Source organism: Streptomyces sp. AM8-1-1, from assembly GCF_032229325.1.
Lineage (GTDB): Bacteria > Actinomycetota > Actinomycetes > Streptomycetales > Streptomycetaceae > Streptomyces > Streptomyces achmelvichensis.
In genome coordinates this window covers 4,809,916-4,826,154 of record NZ_CP135086.1, presented here as the reverse complement: position 1 = coordinate 4,826,154, position 16,239 = coordinate 4,809,916, and the positions used below count along the sequence as shown (strand labels likewise).

The 16,239-nt window shown below is 69.3% G+C and carries 16 protein-coding genes and 1 tRNA gene; 12 read left to right on the top strand and 5 right to left on the bottom strand.

Features of this window, described 5'->3' with window-relative positions; translation table 11 throughout:
- The first annotated feature begins 55 nt into the window (after window positions 1-55).
- Window positions 56-580: a YwqJ-related putative deaminase gene (locus RPQ07_RS21825; protein ID WP_313945861.1), complete on the top strand. Its 525-nt coding sequence runs from the start codon at window positions 56-58 to the stop codon at window positions 578-580.
- Window positions 581-590: 10 nt separating this feature from the next.
- On the top strand, window positions 591-1,082 hold the full coding sequence (locus tag RPQ07_RS21820; protein ID WP_313948974.1) for an SUKH-3 domain-containing protein: 492 nt from the start codon (window positions 591-593) through the stop codon (window positions 1,080-1,082).
- Between the two features lie 37 nt (window positions 1,083-1,119).
- On the opposite strand, the gene RPQ07_RS21815 is transcribed toward RPQ07_RS21820, so the two are convergent.
- Complete coding sequence (locus RPQ07_RS21815) at window positions 1,120-2,475, bottom strand: sensor histidine kinase (protein ID WP_313945860.1); 1,356 nt, start codon at window positions 2,473-2,475, stop codon at window positions 1,120-1,122.
- 154 nt (window positions 2,476-2,629) lie between these two features.
- Between RPQ07_RS21815 and RPQ07_RS21810 the strand changes: the two genes are divergently transcribed.
- From RPQ07_RS21810 to RPQ07_RS21780, 7 genes are all read left to right on the top strand, one after another.
- A complete protein-coding gene (locus RPQ07_RS21810; RefSeq protein ID WP_313945859.1) occupies window positions 2,630-3,487 on the top strand; it encodes a hypothetical protein in 858 nt (285 codons plus the stop codon).
- Window positions 3,488-3,514: 27 nt separating this feature from the next.
- Window positions 3,515-3,586, top strand: a tRNA-Gln gene (locus RPQ07_RS21805).
- Window positions 3,587-3,690: 104 nt separating this feature from the next.
- Window positions 3,691-5,136 (top strand): bifunctional UDP-N-acetylglucosamine diphosphorylase/glucosamine-1-phosphate N-acetyltransferase GlmU, encoded by a 1,446-nt coding sequence (gene glmU, locus RPQ07_RS21800; protein WP_313945858.1) that lies wholly within the window; start codon window positions 3,691-3,693, stop codon window positions 5,134-5,136.
- A 109-nt stretch (window positions 5,137-5,245) separates the two neighbouring features.
- Window positions 5,246-6,223 (top strand): ribose-phosphate diphosphokinase, encoded by a 978-nt coding sequence (locus RPQ07_RS21795; RefSeq protein ID WP_313945857.1) that lies wholly within the window; start codon window positions 5,246-5,248, stop codon window positions 6,221-6,223.
- Window positions 6,224-6,463: 240 nt separating this feature from the next.
- Entirely contained in the window at window positions 6,464-7,060 is a 597-nt protein-coding gene (locus tag RPQ07_RS21790; protein WP_313945856.1) for a 50S ribosomal protein L25/general stress protein Ctc, read from the top strand.
- A 132-nt stretch (window positions 7,061-7,192) separates the two neighbouring features.
- The gene (pth, locus tag RPQ07_RS21785) at window positions 7,193-7,786 is read left to right on the top strand and encodes an aminoacyl-tRNA hydrolase (protein ID WP_313945855.1); all 594 of its coding nucleotides are present in this window, start codon (window positions 7,193-7,195) and stop codon (window positions 7,784-7,786) included.
- A 55-nt stretch (window positions 7,787-7,841) separates the two neighbouring features.
- The gene (locus RPQ07_RS21780) at window positions 7,842-8,303 is read left to right on the top strand and encodes a hypothetical protein (protein ID WP_313945854.1); all 462 of its coding nucleotides are present in this window, start codon (window positions 7,842-7,844) and stop codon (window positions 8,301-8,303) included.
- Between the two features lie 122 nt (window positions 8,304-8,425).
- Here the strand turns inward: RPQ07_RS21780 and ppc are convergent, their stop codons facing one another.
- Entirely contained in the window at window positions 8,426-11,155 is a 2,730-nt protein-coding gene (ppc, locus tag RPQ07_RS21775) for a phosphoenolpyruvate carboxylase (protein WP_313945853.1), read from the bottom strand.
- Between the two features lie 217 nt (window positions 11,156-11,372).
- Between ppc and RPQ07_RS21770 the strand changes: the two genes are divergently transcribed.
- Together RPQ07_RS21770 and RPQ07_RS21765 are read left to right on the top strand one after the other, a co-directional pair.
- Window positions 11,373-12,353, top strand: a complete 981-nt coding sequence (locus RPQ07_RS21770; RefSeq protein ID WP_313945852.1) for an acyl-CoA desaturase — start codon at window positions 11,373-11,375, stop codon at window positions 12,351-12,353.
- Window positions 12,350-13,033 carry a TetR/AcrR family transcriptional regulator gene (locus tag RPQ07_RS21765; RefSeq protein WP_313945851.1) on the top strand — a complete coding sequence of 228 codons (684 nt, stop codon included), beginning with the start codon at window positions 12,350-12,352 and terminating at the stop codon, window positions 13,031-13,033. The genes RPQ07_RS21770 and RPQ07_RS21765 overlap by 4 nt, the downstream gene beginning before the upstream one ends.
- Before the next feature lie 159 nt (window positions 13,034-13,192).
- On the opposite strand, the gene RPQ07_RS21760 is transcribed toward RPQ07_RS21765, so the two are convergent.
- Window positions 13,193-13,558 carry a VOC family protein gene (locus RPQ07_RS21760; protein WP_313945850.1) on the bottom strand — a complete coding sequence of 122 codons (366 nt, stop codon included), beginning with the start codon at window positions 13,556-13,558 and terminating at the stop codon, window positions 13,193-13,195.
- The gene (locus tag RPQ07_RS21755) at window positions 13,558-14,382 is read right to left on the bottom strand and encodes a trans-aconitate 2-methyltransferase (protein WP_313945849.1); all 825 of its coding nucleotides are present in this window, start codon (window positions 14,380-14,382) and stop codon (window positions 13,558-13,560) included. Before RPQ07_RS21755 ends, RPQ07_RS21760 begins: the two co-directional genes overlap by 1 nt.
- Window positions 14,383-14,513: 131 nt before the next feature.
- Between RPQ07_RS21755 and tamR the strand changes: the two genes are divergently transcribed.
- Window positions 14,514-15,011, top strand: coding sequence for a MarR family transcriptional regulator TamR (gene tamR / locus RPQ07_RS21750; RefSeq protein WP_313945848.1), 498 nt, complete (start codon window positions 14,514-14,516; stop codon window positions 15,009-15,011).
- Here the strand turns inward: tamR and RPQ07_RS21745 are convergent.
- Entirely contained in the window at window positions 14,970-15,758 is a 789-nt protein-coding gene (locus RPQ07_RS21745; protein ID WP_313948973.1) for a response regulator transcription factor, read from the bottom strand. The genes tamR and RPQ07_RS21745 overlap by 42 nt on opposite strands.
- Window positions 15,759-16,239: the final 481 nt, after the last annotated feature.

The following is a 16,239-nucleotide window of genomic DNA, read 5'->3' as shown; positions in this document are numbered from 1 at the left end:
ATTTGGCAGGCTGTCCCGCAACTCGGGGGAGTGCACGGGAGGGGACTACAGCACCATGCACACAGCGCAACCACGTACGTCAGACACGTCAGGTGATCCTCGTCTCAGCTGGAGCAGCACGGAAACAGCCCGCACGCCCGCACTGAACCACCGGCGCGACGGCATCCTGCCCGCCGTCGCGGCAGCACTCTCCGTACGCGGCGAAACCCTCACCAGCACCGCCGGAAAGGGTGATCAGCCACCCGTACTCCACCCACTCGTACAGGACTTCCTCGACACCCTCACGAGTGGCCAGCGCGAACGCTTCACCGGCCGCTGCCCCGAAGCCATCCTGCTCTCCCGGCACCTCACCGCCGCCGAGAACCAGCGCTCCAAGCGGGCCCAGCGAAAACCCCTCACCCACAGCGAGGCCAAACGCGCCCTCAAACAGGGGAAGTTGACGGCACGTAGGATCCGCGAGGACGGCGACCCGCTGCACGGCAGCTACGCGCCGCCCTGCCGTTCCTGTACGGCGATGCTCGACCACTTCGGTGTCCGGGCAGTGGATCCGACCGCCGCCGGCACCTCCGAGAATGGCTGAACCAGCACTGATGCCCGACCACCTCAGCACCACCCGGTTCCCGGTGGCCGTCGACGCCGCCCTGCGCGACGCGGGCTGGCAGCCCGGCCGCTGGGACATCAAACTCGCCGAACACTGGGCCGACACCCTCCGCTCCCACGCCTCACCCGCCGGCCACCGGCACACCGTCTTCCCCGCGGCCGTCGAAGCCTGGGCGGAATTCGGCGGACTGCACATCACCGCATCAGGCCCCGGCCGGCAGACCGCGCCGACAACCCTGCACATCGACCCGCTCGCCGGACTCCACCTCGCCCGCACCTTCGCCGACCTCGGACGCGCCCTCGACACCGAGGTCTCACCACTCGGCATGGAAGGGGACCAGCAGGCCGTCCTCGCCATCGACAGCGAGGGACGCGTCTACAGCCTCGACCACACCGGCGACTGGTACCTCGGACCCGACATCGACCAGGCGCTCGCCACCCTCGTCAACGGCGTCCAGCCCACGCGGCTCACCCTCGGCTGACCCGCCTCCGCCGCAGAACGCCGGCGCCCGCCGGACGTCAGAGACTCACCGACGCCGGAAGCTCCTGACCCGCCGACGGATCCCGGTCGGGCAACACCGCGGACACCCGGAAACCCCCCGAGTCCGTCGGCCCCGACACGAACACCCCGCCCAACGCCAGCACCCGCTCCCGCATCCCCACCAGACCGTTGCCCCCGCTCGGCAGCCGCGCGACCCCCGCCTCACCGGCAGCATCCGGCGCACCGTTCTCCACCTGCATGGCCACCTCGGCGTCACGGTGCGCGAGCCGCACCATCACCTTCGACCCCGCCGCATGCTTGTGCACATTCGTCAGCGCCTCCTGGACCACGCGATAGGCGGTCTGCTCCACCTCCGGCGCATACACCCGCACCTCACCCTGCACCGCGAGCTCCACCACCATCCCCGCCTGCCGCGACTGACCCACCAGATCCTCGACATCGGCGATGCACGGCCCGTCCTCCGCAGCCGCCTCGGCCGCCGCCGCGGCAGCCGCGGCCACCGCCGCCAACGGCACCGGAGCCACCCGCCGCTGCTCGTCGTCCCCCGCCCGCAGCACACCCAGCATCTCGCGCAACTCCGTCAGCGCCTGCCGGCCCATGTCCCCCACCAGCGCCGCGTTCTTCACCGCCTTCTGCGGATCCTTCAACGCCACCGCCTGCAACGCCGCGGAATGCACCACCATCAGACTCACCCGGTGCGCCACCACGTCGTGCATCTCGCGCGCGATCCGGGTCCGCTCCTCCGTCCGCGCCCACTGCGCCCGCTGCTCCGCCCGGTCCGCCAGCAGCGACAGCTCCTGCTCCAGACTGTCGGCGCGCTCCCGCAGGCTCTCCATCAGCCGGCGCCGGGCACCTATGTAGAGCCCGAAGAGCACCGGCGGGGCGGTCAGGCCCACCGACATGAAGCCGGCCATCGTCGGTACGTACCACGCCCCCGGCTCCGGATCGAAGCCCGCGGACTGCACGTCCTGACGGACCCGCACGAACGTCACGATGAGCGTCGCCGTCAGCGACATGCCCGCCAGCAGCGCGGTGATACGGCGCGGAACCTCGGACGCGGCGAGCGTGTACAGCCCGACGACACCCATGAGATAGCCCATCTCGGCCGGCGTGATCGCGATCGACACCAGCACGACGGCGATCGGCCAGCGCCGCCGCAGCACCAGCACGGATCCGACGACCAGCCCGAACAGCACCCCGATCGGCACCGGGATGGCGGCCTGCTCCGCGAACCCCACACCCTCCAGCGCGCATTCCAGGGCGGAGAACAGCCCGAGCCCCACGTCCAGCGCGACACTCCGCCGCCGTCCCCACCACAGCCAGGTACGGGCGGTCGTGCCCGTGCCGTCCTGGTGTGCCCCCGTTGTGGTCATGTCTTCCAGCCTACGGGCGGGTGTACGTCATTTTCTCGGGAGTATCGGAGCGCGGGCGAGTCGCCCCTGGCACGGAATGCACCAGAACCGCTCGAACTGGTGAATCGGCCAGAGTTTCGACCCGGACGTCCGCATTCCGGACGACGCTCGCCGCATGACGGAATCACCCGGCAGGTACGCCGACTTCGAAACCCTCCGCGAACAGGCCCTCACCCTGCGCCGGGAGGGCCTCAGCCGCCGCCAGATCCGCGACCGGCTCCACGTCCACAACAACGACATCCTCAACCGCCTCCTCGAGGGAGAGCCCCCACCGGAGTGGACGAAGCGCCCGAACGCGAAGGACGACCTGCGGGCACGGGCGCGGGAGCTGCGCCTGGAGGGCATGACGTACGACGCGATCCAGTTGGAGCTGGGGTGCTCGAAGAGTTCGATCTCGCTGTGGGTGCGGGATCTACCGAAGCCGGAACCGCGGTACACGGACGAGGAGCGCATGGCACTCATGAACTCCGGCCTGGCCCACCTGCGTGAAGCCCAGGAGGCGCAACGACAGAGGACGAAGCGCTCGGCCCACGACTCCATCGGACGCCTCTCCGACCGGGAGCTGTTCATCGCCGGCGTGACCCTGTACTGGGCCGAAGGCGCCAAGGACAAGCCGTACCGCCGATGCGAAGTCCTTCAGTTCATCAACAGCGACCCCAACGTGATCAGGGTCTACCTCCGCTGGCTCGAACTTCTCGACGTCCCGCGGGACCGCATGCACTTCCGGGTCAGCATCCACGAGTCGGCCGATGTCGCCGAGGCCGAACGATTCTGGGCAGACATGGCAGGCGTCGATGCCTCCACCTTCCAACGAGCCACCCTGAAGAAGCACAATCCCCGGACGACCCGGAAAAACGTCGGCGAGGCCTACAGGGGCTGCCTGGTCGTGTACGTCACGCAGAGCGCTGATCTGTACCGTCGCATGGAGGGCGCCTGGTACGGCATAGTGTTTGGTGCAGATCCGGCGACCTGACCGAATGTCCGGTTTAGTCGGGTTTCATCCCCTGTGGTGTAATTGGCAGCACTGAGGCTTTTGGTGCCTTATGTCCGGGTTCAAGTCCTGGCAGGGGAGCACTTCGGGTCCTGACGTTCACCGTCAGGACCCGCCCTCATTTCACCCCCGAAACCCCCCGGTATCCTTCGGATGTCCACCACCCGAAGCCGAAGGGCATTCCCGTGAGCGCCAACCGCCCGGCAGCCGTCGTCGTCCTCGCAGCGGGTGAGGGCACCCGCATGAAGTCGAAGACCCCCAAGGTCCTGCACGAAATCTGCGGGCGTTCGCTCGTCGGTCACGTCGTCTCCGCCGCGCGTGAGCTGGACCCCGAGCACCTCGTCGTGGTGGTCGGCCACGCGAGTGAGCAGGTCAAGGGCCATCTCACCGAGACGTACGCCGGTACCCGCACCGCATTCCAGGCCGAGCAGAACGGCACCGGGCACGCCGTCCGGATGGCGCTCGAGGAGCTCGGGCAGGGCATCGACGGGACCGTGGTCGTCGTCTGCGGCGACACTCCCCTTCTCTCCGGCGAGACGCTGACCGCCCTCGCCTCCACGCACTCCGCCGACGGCAACGCCGTGACCGTGCTGACCGCCGAGGTCCCGGACTCGACCGGCTACGGCCGGATCGTCCGCGACGGCACCGGCGCCGTGACCGGGATCGTCGAGCACAAGGACGCCACCGACGAGCAGCGCGCGATCCGGGAGATCAATTCCGGTGTGTTCGCCTTCGACGGGCAGCTGCTCGCGGATGCTCTGGGCAAGGTGCGTACGGACAACAGCCAGGGCGAGGAGTACCTCACCGATGTGCTCGGCATCCTGCGCGAGGCCGGTCACCGGGTGGGTGCGTCGGTCGCCGGTGATCATCGCGAGATCCTCGGGATCAACAACCGGGTGCAGCTGGCCGAGGCGCGCCGGCTGCTGAACGAGCGCCTGCTGGAGCGGGCGATGCTGGCGGGTGTGACGGTCGTCGATCCGGGGTCGGTGCTGATCGATGTGACCGCCACGTTCGAGCCGGACGCGGTCATTCATCCCGGTACGCAGCTGCTGGGGGCCACGCATCTGGCCGAGGGTGCCGAGGTGGGCCCGAATTCGCGTCTGACGGACACGGTCGTCGGCCGGAACGCGCGCGTGGACAACGCGGTCGCGGTCTCGGCGGAGATCGGCGAGGGCGCTTCGGTGGGTCCGTACGCGTATCTGCGTCCCGGTAGCCGGCTCGGTACGAAGGCCAAGGCGGGTACGTACGTGGAGATGAAGAACGCGACGATCGGTGAGGGGACGAAGGTTCCGCATCTGTCGTACGTGGGCGATGCGACGATCGGCGAGTACTCGAACATCGGTGCGGCGAGTGTGTTCGTGAACTACGACGGCGAGGCGAAGCACCACACGACGATCGGTTCGCACTGCAAGACGGGTTCGGACAACATGTTTGTGGCTCCTGTCACGGTCGGGGACGGCGCGTACACCGCTGCGGGGTCGGTCATCACGAAGGACGTGCCGGCGGGTTCGCTGGCCGTCGCCCGCGGCCAGCAGCGGAATATCGAGGGCTGGGTGGCTCGAAAGCGTCCCGGAAGTGCTGCCGCGCAGGCGGCCGCGGCGGCAACGGAGCAGGTCGCCGACGGGAACTGACCGGAAACAGGTGCGTCGGACTCGGCGTACGGTGATACGTGCACACAAATTCGGCTGGCTCGCGCTTCGTGTCTTCGCGGCCAGAGAACACGTCTGAGGAGACAGTGCTGTGACCGGGATCAAGACGACCGGCGAGAAGAAGCTGATGCTCTTCTCCGGCCGCGCCCACCCCGAGCTGGCCGAGGAGGTTGCGCACCAGTTGGGTGTGGGCCTCGTGCCGACGAAGGCCTTCGACTTCGCGAACGGTGAGATCTACGTCCGTTTCCAGGAGTCGGCCCGTGGAGCGGACTGCTTCCTGATGCAGAGCCACACGGCTCCCATCAACAAGTGGATCATGGAACAGCTGATCATGATCGATGCGCTGAAGCGGGCCTCGGCCCGGAGCATCACCGTGATCATTCCGTCGTACGGCTATGCCCGTCAGGACAAGAAGCACCGTGGCCGTGAGCCCATCTCGGCCCGTCTGGTCGCCGACCTTCTGAAGACCGCGGGTGCGCACCGCATCCTCACGGTGGACCTGCACACCGACCAGATCCAGGGCTTCTTCGACGGCCCGGTGGATCATCTGTCGGCGCTGCCGGTGCTGGCGGACTACGTGGGTGCGAAGGTCGACCGCAACAAGCTGACGGTCGTCTCCCCGGACGCGGGCCGGGTTCGGGTCGCCGACCGCTGGTGCGACCGTCTGGACGCGCCGCTGGCGATCGTGCACAAGCGCCGTGACAAGGACGTCGCGAACCAGGTGACGGTGCACGAGGTCGTCGGTGAGGTCGAGGGCCGGGTCTGTGTGCTGGTGGACGACATGATCGACACGGGTGGCACGATCTGCGCCGCGGCGGACGCGCTGTTCGCGCACGGTGCGGAGGACGTCATCGTCACGGCGACGCACGGCATCCTGTCGGGTCCGGCGGCCGACCGTCTGAAGAACTCGAAGGTCAGTGAGTTCGTCCTGACGAACACGCTGCCGACGCCGGGTGAGCTGGAACTCGACAAGATCAAGGTGCTGTCGATCGCGCCGACGATCGCGCGTGCGGTGCGTGAGGTGTTCGAGGACGGTTCGGTGACGAGCCTCTTCGAGGAGCAGGCCTGACGGTCTGCCGGTAGTCGCCAAGAGGGCCGCACCCCGTGGTGGGTGCGGCCCTTTCGCATGCCCGCGTACCGGTCCCCGATGATCGATTGGGTGGGAGGGGCGGTGTTGCGTAGACTGTCGAAGTTGCTCGGCGAGGGAGGCCGCACTTTCGGTGCGGCTGTCCGTTATCGACGCGCTCTTCGTAGCAGGCCTGTCGTGGCCGGGTGACCACCACAATGTCTGCCTTGACGAGGAGTGCACATGTCCGAGGTGAAGCTCGCCGCCGCGACCCGTACGGAGTTCGGCAAGGGTGCCGCCCGCCGCGTCCGCCGTGACAACCGGGTTCCGGGTGTCCTTTACGGCCACGGCACCGACCCGGTCCACATCACGCTTCCGGGCCACGAGCTGCTGCTCGCCCTGCGTACGCCGAACGTCCTGATCGCCCTGGACATCGAGGGCAAGAACGAGCTCGCGATCCCGAAGGCCGTCCAGCGTGACCCGCTGAAGGGCTTCATCGAGCACGTCGACCTGCTGCTCGTGAAGCGCGGCGAGAAGGTCACGGTCGAGATCCCCGTGCACACCGAGGGCGAGCTCGCCCCGGGCGCCTTCCTCCTCGAGCACGTGCTGAACGCGCTGCCCGTCGAGGCCGAGGCCACGCACATCCCCGAGTCGGTCACGGTGTCCATCGAGGGCCTGGAGGCCGGTGCCGCCATCCTGGCGAAGGACATCGCGCTGCCGAAGGGCACGACGCTGGCTGTCGAGGACGACACCGTCGTGCTCCAGATCCTGGCCGCGCAGGCCGAGGAGCCGTCGGGCGAGGAAGAGGCCGCCGAGGGCGACGAGTCGGCCGAGGTCTGAGCCGTAGGCTCTGTGTGACGGGGTGGCGGGCCTGGCCCGCCACCCCGTTTCCCTGTCTGTAGGTCGTGCCGCGGCAGTTGTGCCGGCCGTACGTGGCGCGAGCTGTTGGTCATACGAGGAGACGCAGCGCAGATGTCGGACGCGAACGCCCCGTGGCTCGTCGTGGGCCTCGGCAACCCGGGTCCCGGGTATGCCGCCAATCGTCACAATGTGGGTTTCATGGTGGCCGATCTGCTCGCGGAGCGTATCGGCGGCAGTTTCAAGCGGGCGCAGAAGGCGCAGGCTCAGGTCCTTGAGTGCCGGGTGGGACCGCCGGGTCCGATGGGGCGGCGGGTGGTGCTGGCGAAGCCGCTGTCGTACATGAATCTGTCGGGCGGTCCGGTGACGGCGCTGCGGGATTTCTACAAGGTGCCGACGGCGAACATCGTGGCGATCCATGACGAGTTGGACATCGACTACGGGATGCTGCGGCTGAAGCTGGGTGGCGGGGACAACGGCCACAACGGTCTGAAGTCGATGACGAAGTCGATGGGCCCGGACTATCACCGGGTGCGTTTCGGGATCGGCCGTCCGCCGGGTCGTATGCAGGTGGCGGATTTCGTGCTGAAGGACTTCTCGTCGGTGGAGCGCAAGGAGCTGGGCTACTTCGTGGACCGGGCGGCGGACTCGGTGGAGTGTCTGGTGACGGAGGGCCTGGAGCGGGCCCAGAGTACGTACAACTCCTGACAAGTTCAGGCCTCAGGTTGACCGAGCGCGGTCGTATGGCCAAGGATCGCGCCCTATGAAGCGGACTGACCTGCTCCTCTACGCCCGCCGTGCCGCGATGGGATGTGTCGCCGTACTGCTGCTGGTGGCCGGTTTCTGGTCGTCGTGGGGCACGGCGCAGCATGTCCTGCTGGCCAAGGGCCGCGAGCACGGCACGCTCAGGGTCGACCGCTGCGGCGAGGAGACCTGTACCGGACGCTACAAGCCGGAGGGTTCACTGCCTGCCCGCGGCGGCATGACGATCGAGAAGTCGGTCGCGGTGAAGAAGGGCGCCGAGCTGCCCGTGGTGGTGAAGCCGGGTTCCAGCGAACTGGTTCGTACCGGCGCGGGTGGTGCGCTGCACGCGTGGGTTCCGCTCGGTGGGGCGCTGGTGCTGGCGGCGCTGGTCATCGGGGGTGGACTGCGGATGACGCGTCTGGCCTGGTCGGCGGCGGCGCTGGGCGGCGCGCTGCTGGTGGGGGCCTTCTTCACGCTGTAGACGAGCTTCACGCTGTGGTCGGGCTTCACGCCGTGGTCGGGCTTCACGCTGTGGTCGAGGCCGGCGCCGGGACCTGCGCGTCGTCGCGCAGGGCCCGGTCCCCTGTCGTCAGCCGGTTGTCGTCAGCCGGTGTTGCGCAGACCTGCCGCCACGCCGTTCACCGTCAGCAGCAGGGCCCTCGCCAGCAGCGGGTCGGGCTCTTCCCCCTTCTCGGCCGCCTTGCGCTGGCGTGCCAGCAGCGAGACCTGGAGGTAGGAGATCGGGTCGAGGTAGGCGTCACGGATGCCGAACGTCTGCCGCAGCACCGGGTTGGAGCCGAGCAGTTCGGTGCCGCCGGTGACCTTGAGGACCTCGCTGACCGTCAGCGCGTGCTCTGCCTCGATGGTGGCGAAGACGTGCTTGAGGTCGTCGGGCACGAGGGTGTCGACGTAGTGGCGGGCGATCCGCAGGTCGGTCTTCGCGAGGGTCATCTCGACGTTCGCGATGAAGTTGCGGAAGAAGTGCCACTGTTCGTGCATCTCGTCGAGGACCGTGTCGAGCCCCGCTTCGCGCAGGGCCTTCAGGCCGGAGCCGACGCCGAACCAGCCGGGCACGATCTGCCGGGACTGGGTCCAGCCGAAGACCCACGGGATGGCGCGCAGTCCGTCGAGTCCGGCGCCGCTGTCGGGCCGGCGGGAGGGCCGGGAGCCGAGGTGGAGGTCGGCGAGCTGGTCGACGGGGGTGGCCGCGAAGAAGTACGCGGGCAGGTCCGGGTCCTCGACGAGCCGCCGGTAGGCGTCGTGCGCCGCGTCCGAGACGGTGTCCATCGCCGCGTCCCAGCGCGACAGTGCCTCGTCGGACTGCCGCGGGGCGGTGTGCAGGGCGGATGCCTGGAGGGTCGCGGCGACGGTGAGTTCCAGGTTCTCCCTGGCCAGGGAGGGGATCAGATACTTGTCGGAGATGACCTCGCCCTGTTCGGTCACCTTGATCTCGCCCTCGAGCGTGCCCCAGGGCTGGGCCAGGATGGCGTCGTGCGAGGGGCCGCCGCCGCGGCCGACGGTGCCGCCGCGGCCGTGGAAGAGCCGCAGCCGGACCCCGTAGCGGTGGGCGACGTCGCGCAGCCGGCGCTGGGCGCGGTGGATCTCCCACTGGGAGGTGGTGATGCCGCCGAACTTGGAGGAGTCGGAGTAGCCGAGCATGACCTCCTGAACGTCGCCGCGCAGGGAGACGAGGCGCCGGTAGGAGGGGTCGGCGAGCATGCCGTCGAGGATGACGTCGGCGGCCTTGAGCTCGTCGGTGGTCTCCAGCAGGGGCACGATGCCGATCTTGGCCCAGCCGGCGTGGAGGTCGAGGAGGCCTGCCTCGCGGGCCAGGACGGCCGCGGCGAAGACGTCGTCGGCGCCCTGGCACATCGAGATGATGTACGACTCGATGACTTCGGGGCCGAAGCGCTCGAAGGCTTCCTTGACGGTGGCGAAGACGCCGAGGGTCTTCTGCCCGGCCGCGTCCAGCGGGGCGGGGGTGGGCGCGAGCGGCCTGCGGGAGCGCAGCTCCTTGGCGAGCAGCTTCTGCCGGTAGTCGCGGGGCATGTCGGCGTAGCGCCAGGACTCCTCGCCGAGCCGGTCGAAGAGCTGGCCGAGGGCGTGGTGGTGGGCGTCGGCGTGCTCGCGTACGTCCATGGTGGCGAGCTGGAGGCCGAACGCCGCGAGGGTGCGGATGGTGCGGTCGAGGCGTCCGTCGGCGAAGAGGCCGCCGCGGTGTTCGCGCAGGGACGTCTGGATCAGGGTGAGGTCGGCGATGAGCTCGGTGGTGCCGAGGTAGTCGCGGCCGCTCTGGTGCCGGGTGCCCTTGGCGAGGCGCTCGCGGGTGTTGACGAGCTTCTGCCGGATGCAGGTGGCCTTGAGCCGGTAGGGCTCCTCGGCGTTGAGGCGCTTGTAGCGGGGGCTGATCTCCGGCAGGAGGTCGAGGTCGTTCTGCAGGGAGGTGAGGAGTTCCTCGGTGGCGCCGGCGTAGCGGATGGAGTTGGAGAGCAGTCCGCGCAGCTGGTCGATGACCTCGATGGCATCGGTGATGCCGTGTTCGTGCTGGAGGATCAGGACGTCCCAGGTCACGGACGGGGTGACGTTGGGGTTGCCGTCGCGGTCGCCGCCGATCCAGGTGCCGAAGGTCAGCGGGCGGGTGCCGGCGGGCAGCTCGACGCCGACGCGTTCGAGCTCGGCGGCGAGGTCCTCCAGGACGTCGCCGACGGCGCCGGCGTGCAGTTCGTCGAGGTAGTAGATGGCGTTGCGGGCCTCGTCGGCGGGCTCGGGCCGTACGACGCGCAGCTCGTCGGTCTGCCAGATGAGGTCGATGTTCTCGGCGAGCCGCAGGTCGTGCCGGCGACGGTCGGAGGCGACGACGGGGCTTTCGAGCAGTTCGGCGATGCGCCGCAGCTTGTTCAGTACGGAGCGCCGGGCGGCCTCGGTGGGGTGCGCGGTGAACACGGGGCGGACGTTGAGGTTCTTGACCGTCTCGCGCAGGTGCTGGGGGTCGGCGTCCTTGAGCCGGTCCGCGGTGCGGGCCAGCAGGCCGCCCTCGGCGGCGCGCCGCTCGCGCATCTCGTGGCCGCGGTGCACCTGCTCGGTGACGTTGGCCAGGTGGAAGTAGGTGGAGAACGCGCGGACGAGCTTGGCCGCGGTCTCCAGGTCGGTGTCGCCCAGCAGCTCTGCTGCGGCCTCGCCGTCGCTGCGCGTGAGCGCGCGGACCTTCTCCACGAGTTCGAGCAGGTCAGGGCCTTCCTGGCGGACGATGGTCTCGCCCAGGAGGTCGCCCAGTCGGCGGATGTCGGCTCGCAGTTCGGCGTTGGCCGTGGGGTTCTGGTCGGCACTGCTCACAGGTGCGGCTCCTTGCAGTGTTTGAGCACGTCTGGAGGGGTACTGGAGGCTGCGGACCGCGCTGTCCGACGAGACCCAGGATAGGTGTCCATTTCCCTGGCGTTGTCCACAGGTCTCTTGCCGCGAGGCTCCTCACTGCCATACTTACGATGCCGTAGGTTACGCATCCGTAGCCCGGCCCTCACCGTGCATCTCTCACCCCCCAGGGGACCCCAAAATGACGACAAGCCCCGATCTGCTCGACGACACCCCGAAGCCGACCGCCACTGACGCTCCCTCCGCGACCCTCGGTGGCGACAGCAAGAGGTCCATCGAACAGATCACCCTGCTGCTCTTCATCACGGTTCCCTTCATCGCCCTGCTGGCCGCGGTGCCGCTGGCCTGGGGCTGGGGCGTGAGCTGGCTGGATCTGGGTCTGCTGGTGGCGATGTACTACATCGGCTGCCACGGCATCACGATCGGCTTCCACCGCTACTTCACGCACGGCGCCTTCAAGGCCAAGCGGCCGCTGCGGATCGCCCTGGCGATCATGGGATCGCTGGCGGTGGAGGGGCCGCTGGTGCGCTGGGTGGCCGACCACCGCAAGCACCACAAGTTCTCGGACGCCGAGGGCGACCCGCACTCGCCGTGGCGGTTCGGCGAGACGCTGCCGGCGCTGATGAAGGGCCTGTGGTGGGCCCACATCGCGTGGATGTTCGACGAGGAGCGCACGTCGCAGACCAAGTACGCCCCGGACCTGATCAAGGACAAGGCCCTGGTGCGGATCTCGCGCGACTTCATCTTCTGGACCATGCTCTCGCTCGCCATCCCGCCGATCGTGGGCGGTCTGGTGACGATGTCGTGGTGGGGCGCGTTCACCGCCTTCTTCTGGGGCTCGCTGGTCCGCGTGGCGCTGCTGCACCACGTGACCTGGTCGATCAACTCGATCTGCCATGCGGTCGGCAAGCGCCCCTTCAAGTCGCGTGACCGCTCGGGCAACGTGTGGTGGCTCGCGGTGCTGTCGTGCGGCGAGTCCTGGCACAACCTGCACCACGCGGACCCGACCTGTGCACGTCACGGCGTGCTGCGCGGCCAGCTCGACTCCAGCGCGCGCCTGATCCGCTGGTTCGAGAAGCTCGGCTGGGCCTACGACGTCCGGTGGCCCAGTGCGTCCCGTATCGACGCCCGGCGCAAGGGCGAGCCCGTAGACGCGGCATGATTGACGACGTGGCGATCGACGGCGGCAGCAGCGGTACGGAGAAGAACCGGTCATCCAGGCGGGCCCGCCGGGTGCGGATGACCGGGGCGCAGCGTCGCGAACAGCTGCTGGACATCGGTCGCACCTTGTTCGCCGAGAAGGGCTTCGAGGGCACGTCGGTCGAGGAGATCGCGGCGAAGGCCGGTGTTTCCAAGCCGGTGGTCTACGAGCACTTCGGCGGCAAGGAGGGGCTGTACGCGGTGGTGGTGGACCGCGAGATGCGTCAGCTGCTCGACATGGTGACCGGCGCGCTGACCGCCGGTCACCCCCGTGAGCTGCTGGAACAGGCGGCGTTCGCCCTTCTCGACTACATCGAGACCTACACGGACGGGTTCCGCATTCTGGTGCGGGACTCCCCCGTGGCCCAGTCGACGGGCACGTTCGCCTCGCTCATCAGCGACATCGCCACCCAGGTCGAGGACATCCTGGGGATGGAGTTCAAGAACCGGGGGTTCGACCCGAAGCTGGCTCCGCTCTACGCCCAGGCGCTGGTGGGCATGGTGGCGCTGACGGGTCAGTGGTGGCTGGACGCGCGCCGTCCCAAGAAGGCCGAGGTCGCCGCGCATCTGGTGAATCTTGCTTGGCATGGACTTGACGGTCTGGAGCCGAAGCCGCGGTTGATAGGGCACCGGAAGAGCTGATCGGCCCGCCCGAAACCGCCGGGCCCGGAACCGCCCGGCCCGAATCCGCCCGCCCGGAACCGCCGGCCCGGAACCGCACCGCCTTCGATCACGCCGAAGGGCTGATCCCTACGCCCCGTCGCCCCGTCACCGGACAGGGCTGACGGGGCGCCGCGGTTTCTACGGGGTGACCGGTTGCAGGAATTCCAGCCGGTTGCCGACGGGGTCCTCGGAGTAGAAGCGCCCGTGGCCGGGGAGCGCGTCGTCCCAGACCACCGCCGCGCCGTGCTCCTCCAGGCGCGCGGCGTACGCCTCGATGTCCGACACCCGCAGACCGGGATGGGCCTTGCGGGCGGGGCGGAAGTCCGCCTCGATGCCCAGGTGCAGCTGGACGGCGCCCCGTGCGAACCAGCAGCCGCCGCGGGCGGCGAGCACCGGCGGCTTGGGGATCTCCGTCATGCCGAGGGCATCCGTGTAATAGGTGCGCAGCGCGTCCTCGGAGCCGGGCGGCGCGGCCAGTTGGACATGGTCGACGGCGGTGAGCATTACAGGGCCTTCCGGGCGACGGCGAAGATGCGGCGGAAGGGGAACACCGTGCCGTGCGGGCCCGGCGGGTAGGCCTTGCGGAGCAGGTCGCGGTACTGGGCAAGGAATTCATGAGCGGCGTTCGCGTCATCGGCGAGCTCGGTGAGGACCGGTCGCAGGGCGGTGCCCTTGACCCAGTCAAGGACCGGGTCCTCTCCGGCGAGGAGTTGGAAGTAGGTCGTCTCCCAGGTATCCGTCTCACAGCCGAGGTCTGCCAGTCGCGAGAGATAGTCGGCCGGTTCCAGGATGTGGACGAAGCGCCGTCCGTGGTCGCCGAGCCGGCTGCGCCACTGCGGGGTGTCGCAGAGTTCGCCGAGGAGGGCGTGGCTGGGCGAGGTGAAGTTGCCGGGGACCTGGAAGGCGAGGGTGCCGCCGGGGTTCAGGCCCTCGATCCAGCGCGGAAACGATTCGGGATGGTTGGGCACCCATTGCAGTGCGGCGTTGGAGACGATCAGGTCGTACGGCTCCTCGGGGATCCAGTGCGCCGCGTCCGCGGGCCGGAAGTCCAGCCAGCCGCCGCCCGAGGTGGTGCCGGCGTGGTCCTTCTGCGCCAGGGCGAGCATCTCGGGCGACAGGTCGAAGCCCGTGATGTGGGCGTCGGGCCAGCGGTCGGCGAGCAGCGTGGTGACATTGCCGGGGCCGCATCCGACGTCCGCGATGCGGGCGGGCCTGCCGTCGCCGCGGGGCAGGTCGGGTATACGGGCGAGGAGATCCAGGAACGGGCGGGTACGGTGCCCGGAGTGGCGAAGGTACTGGTGCGGATCCCACGTTGGTGCGGAATGCATGATCGAGCCCCCTTGCTGGAACGGTGTGCCGAACCGGAACTGAGGTCCGGCCCGACCATGCCCAATCGTCCAGCAGATTATATCTTGACGTCAAGAGACTTCACGTCGACAGACCCTCTACACTGATCGACATGGAGGACGAGGTCGATCGACTGGTCGCAGCATGGCGCCGTGAGCGCCCGGACCTCGACGTGGAACCGCTCGAGGTTCTCAGTCGCGTCTCCAGACTCGCCCGCCACCTCGACCGCGCCCGCCGGCTCGCCTTCTCCGAGCACCAGTTGGAGCCGTGGGAGTTCGACGTCCTCACCTCGCTGCGGCGCGCGGGCGCCCCGTACCAGCTCTCGCCCGGTCAGCTGCTCACCCAGACACTGGTCACCTCGGGCACGATGACCAATCGCATCGACAGGCTGGCCAAGAAAGACCTGGTGGAGCGGCTTCCGGATCCCAGCGACCGGCGTGGGGTACTGGTGCGGCTGACCCCCGAGGGACGGGACCGGGCGGACCAGGCGCTCGCCGGGCTGCTCGCCCAGGAGCGGGCGATCCTCGCCGAACTCTCCCGCGCCCAGCGCGGGGAACTGGCCGCTCTGCTACGCCAGTTGACCGCCCCGTTCGACAACATCCCCGGCTAGTTCGGCCGGGCCGACCCCGGCTCGGCGGGCGAGGGCTACCGCGGCGAGCGTCGAGTGCACCCCGAGCTTCCCGAGGACGTTCTGCATATGCGTCCGGACGGTGTGCGGTGACAGAAAGAGGCGCTCGGCGACTGCTTTGCGCCCCAGGCCGGCGACCATGCACCGCAGCACTTCCCGCTCGCGCGGGGTGAGGGACTCGACGAGCCGCTCGCTCTCGGTGCGGTGCTTGCGGGCCGCGGTCAGCTCGCGCAGCACGCCGGTGAGCAGTGCGGGCGGCAGATGCGTCTCGTCCCGCAGGACGCCCCGGATCACCGCGAGCAGCCGCTGGAGCGAGCAGTCCTTGGCCACCCAGCCCGAGGCGCCTGCCTGCAGCGCGAGTGCGGCGCGGCGCGGGTCGTCCTTCTCGGCGAGCACGACGCTGCGGACGGACGACTGGCCCGAACGGACGCCCGCGACCAGGGAGATGCCGTCGACGAGGCCGTCCTCGCCGTCGTCCGACACGGCGCGCGGCGCGATGACGGCGTGGGTGCCGGGGCGGTTCGGGACCGCGGCCGTGCCGAGGTCGGCGTCGACGAGCATGACGTCGAACCGGCGGCCCTCGGACGCGGCGCGCTCCAGACATCGCAGCGCCGCGGGGCCGCTGCCGGCCGCGGAGACGTCGACGTCGGGCTCGGCCGCGAGGGCGGCAGCGAGCGACTCGGCGAAGATGCGGTGGTCGTCCACCACCAGGACCCGGATACGAACCACAGACACCCCCAGGTTCGGAGGACGGACCGGCGCGGGTACGGCGCCCGGAAAGGAGGGGTGGTACAGCGGTTGCTCGGCCGCCGCCGTGCTGTGACTGTTACCCCACCCCGGGCGTCGTACCCGACTGTCTCGCCCCCTGATCAACACCGGCCCCCACCGGTGCTGAGCATCAGCGTACGGGCGGGGGGCCGGAGGGGAAGGTTATTTGCAGAACTGATGGCTCACCCTGTGCAGGGTGAGCCGGATGTTTCGTCGTGAGACAGAAGTCGACGCAGTTCGGCGCGGACTGCCCGCTTCACGGCCCCGGACGGCAGAGATCCTGCTGGCGCAGGACGTGGGGGCGCGAGGAGGCACTCTCCGGAACGGGGGGCGGAGCGTGCGCGCGGACGCGCGCCGGGGCGCGGGCGGTGACGGACGGCCTTCCGGACGCAAAGGGCGGACGCATGGTCGCGTGGCACATGCGCGGCCCGGTCGGCCGGGA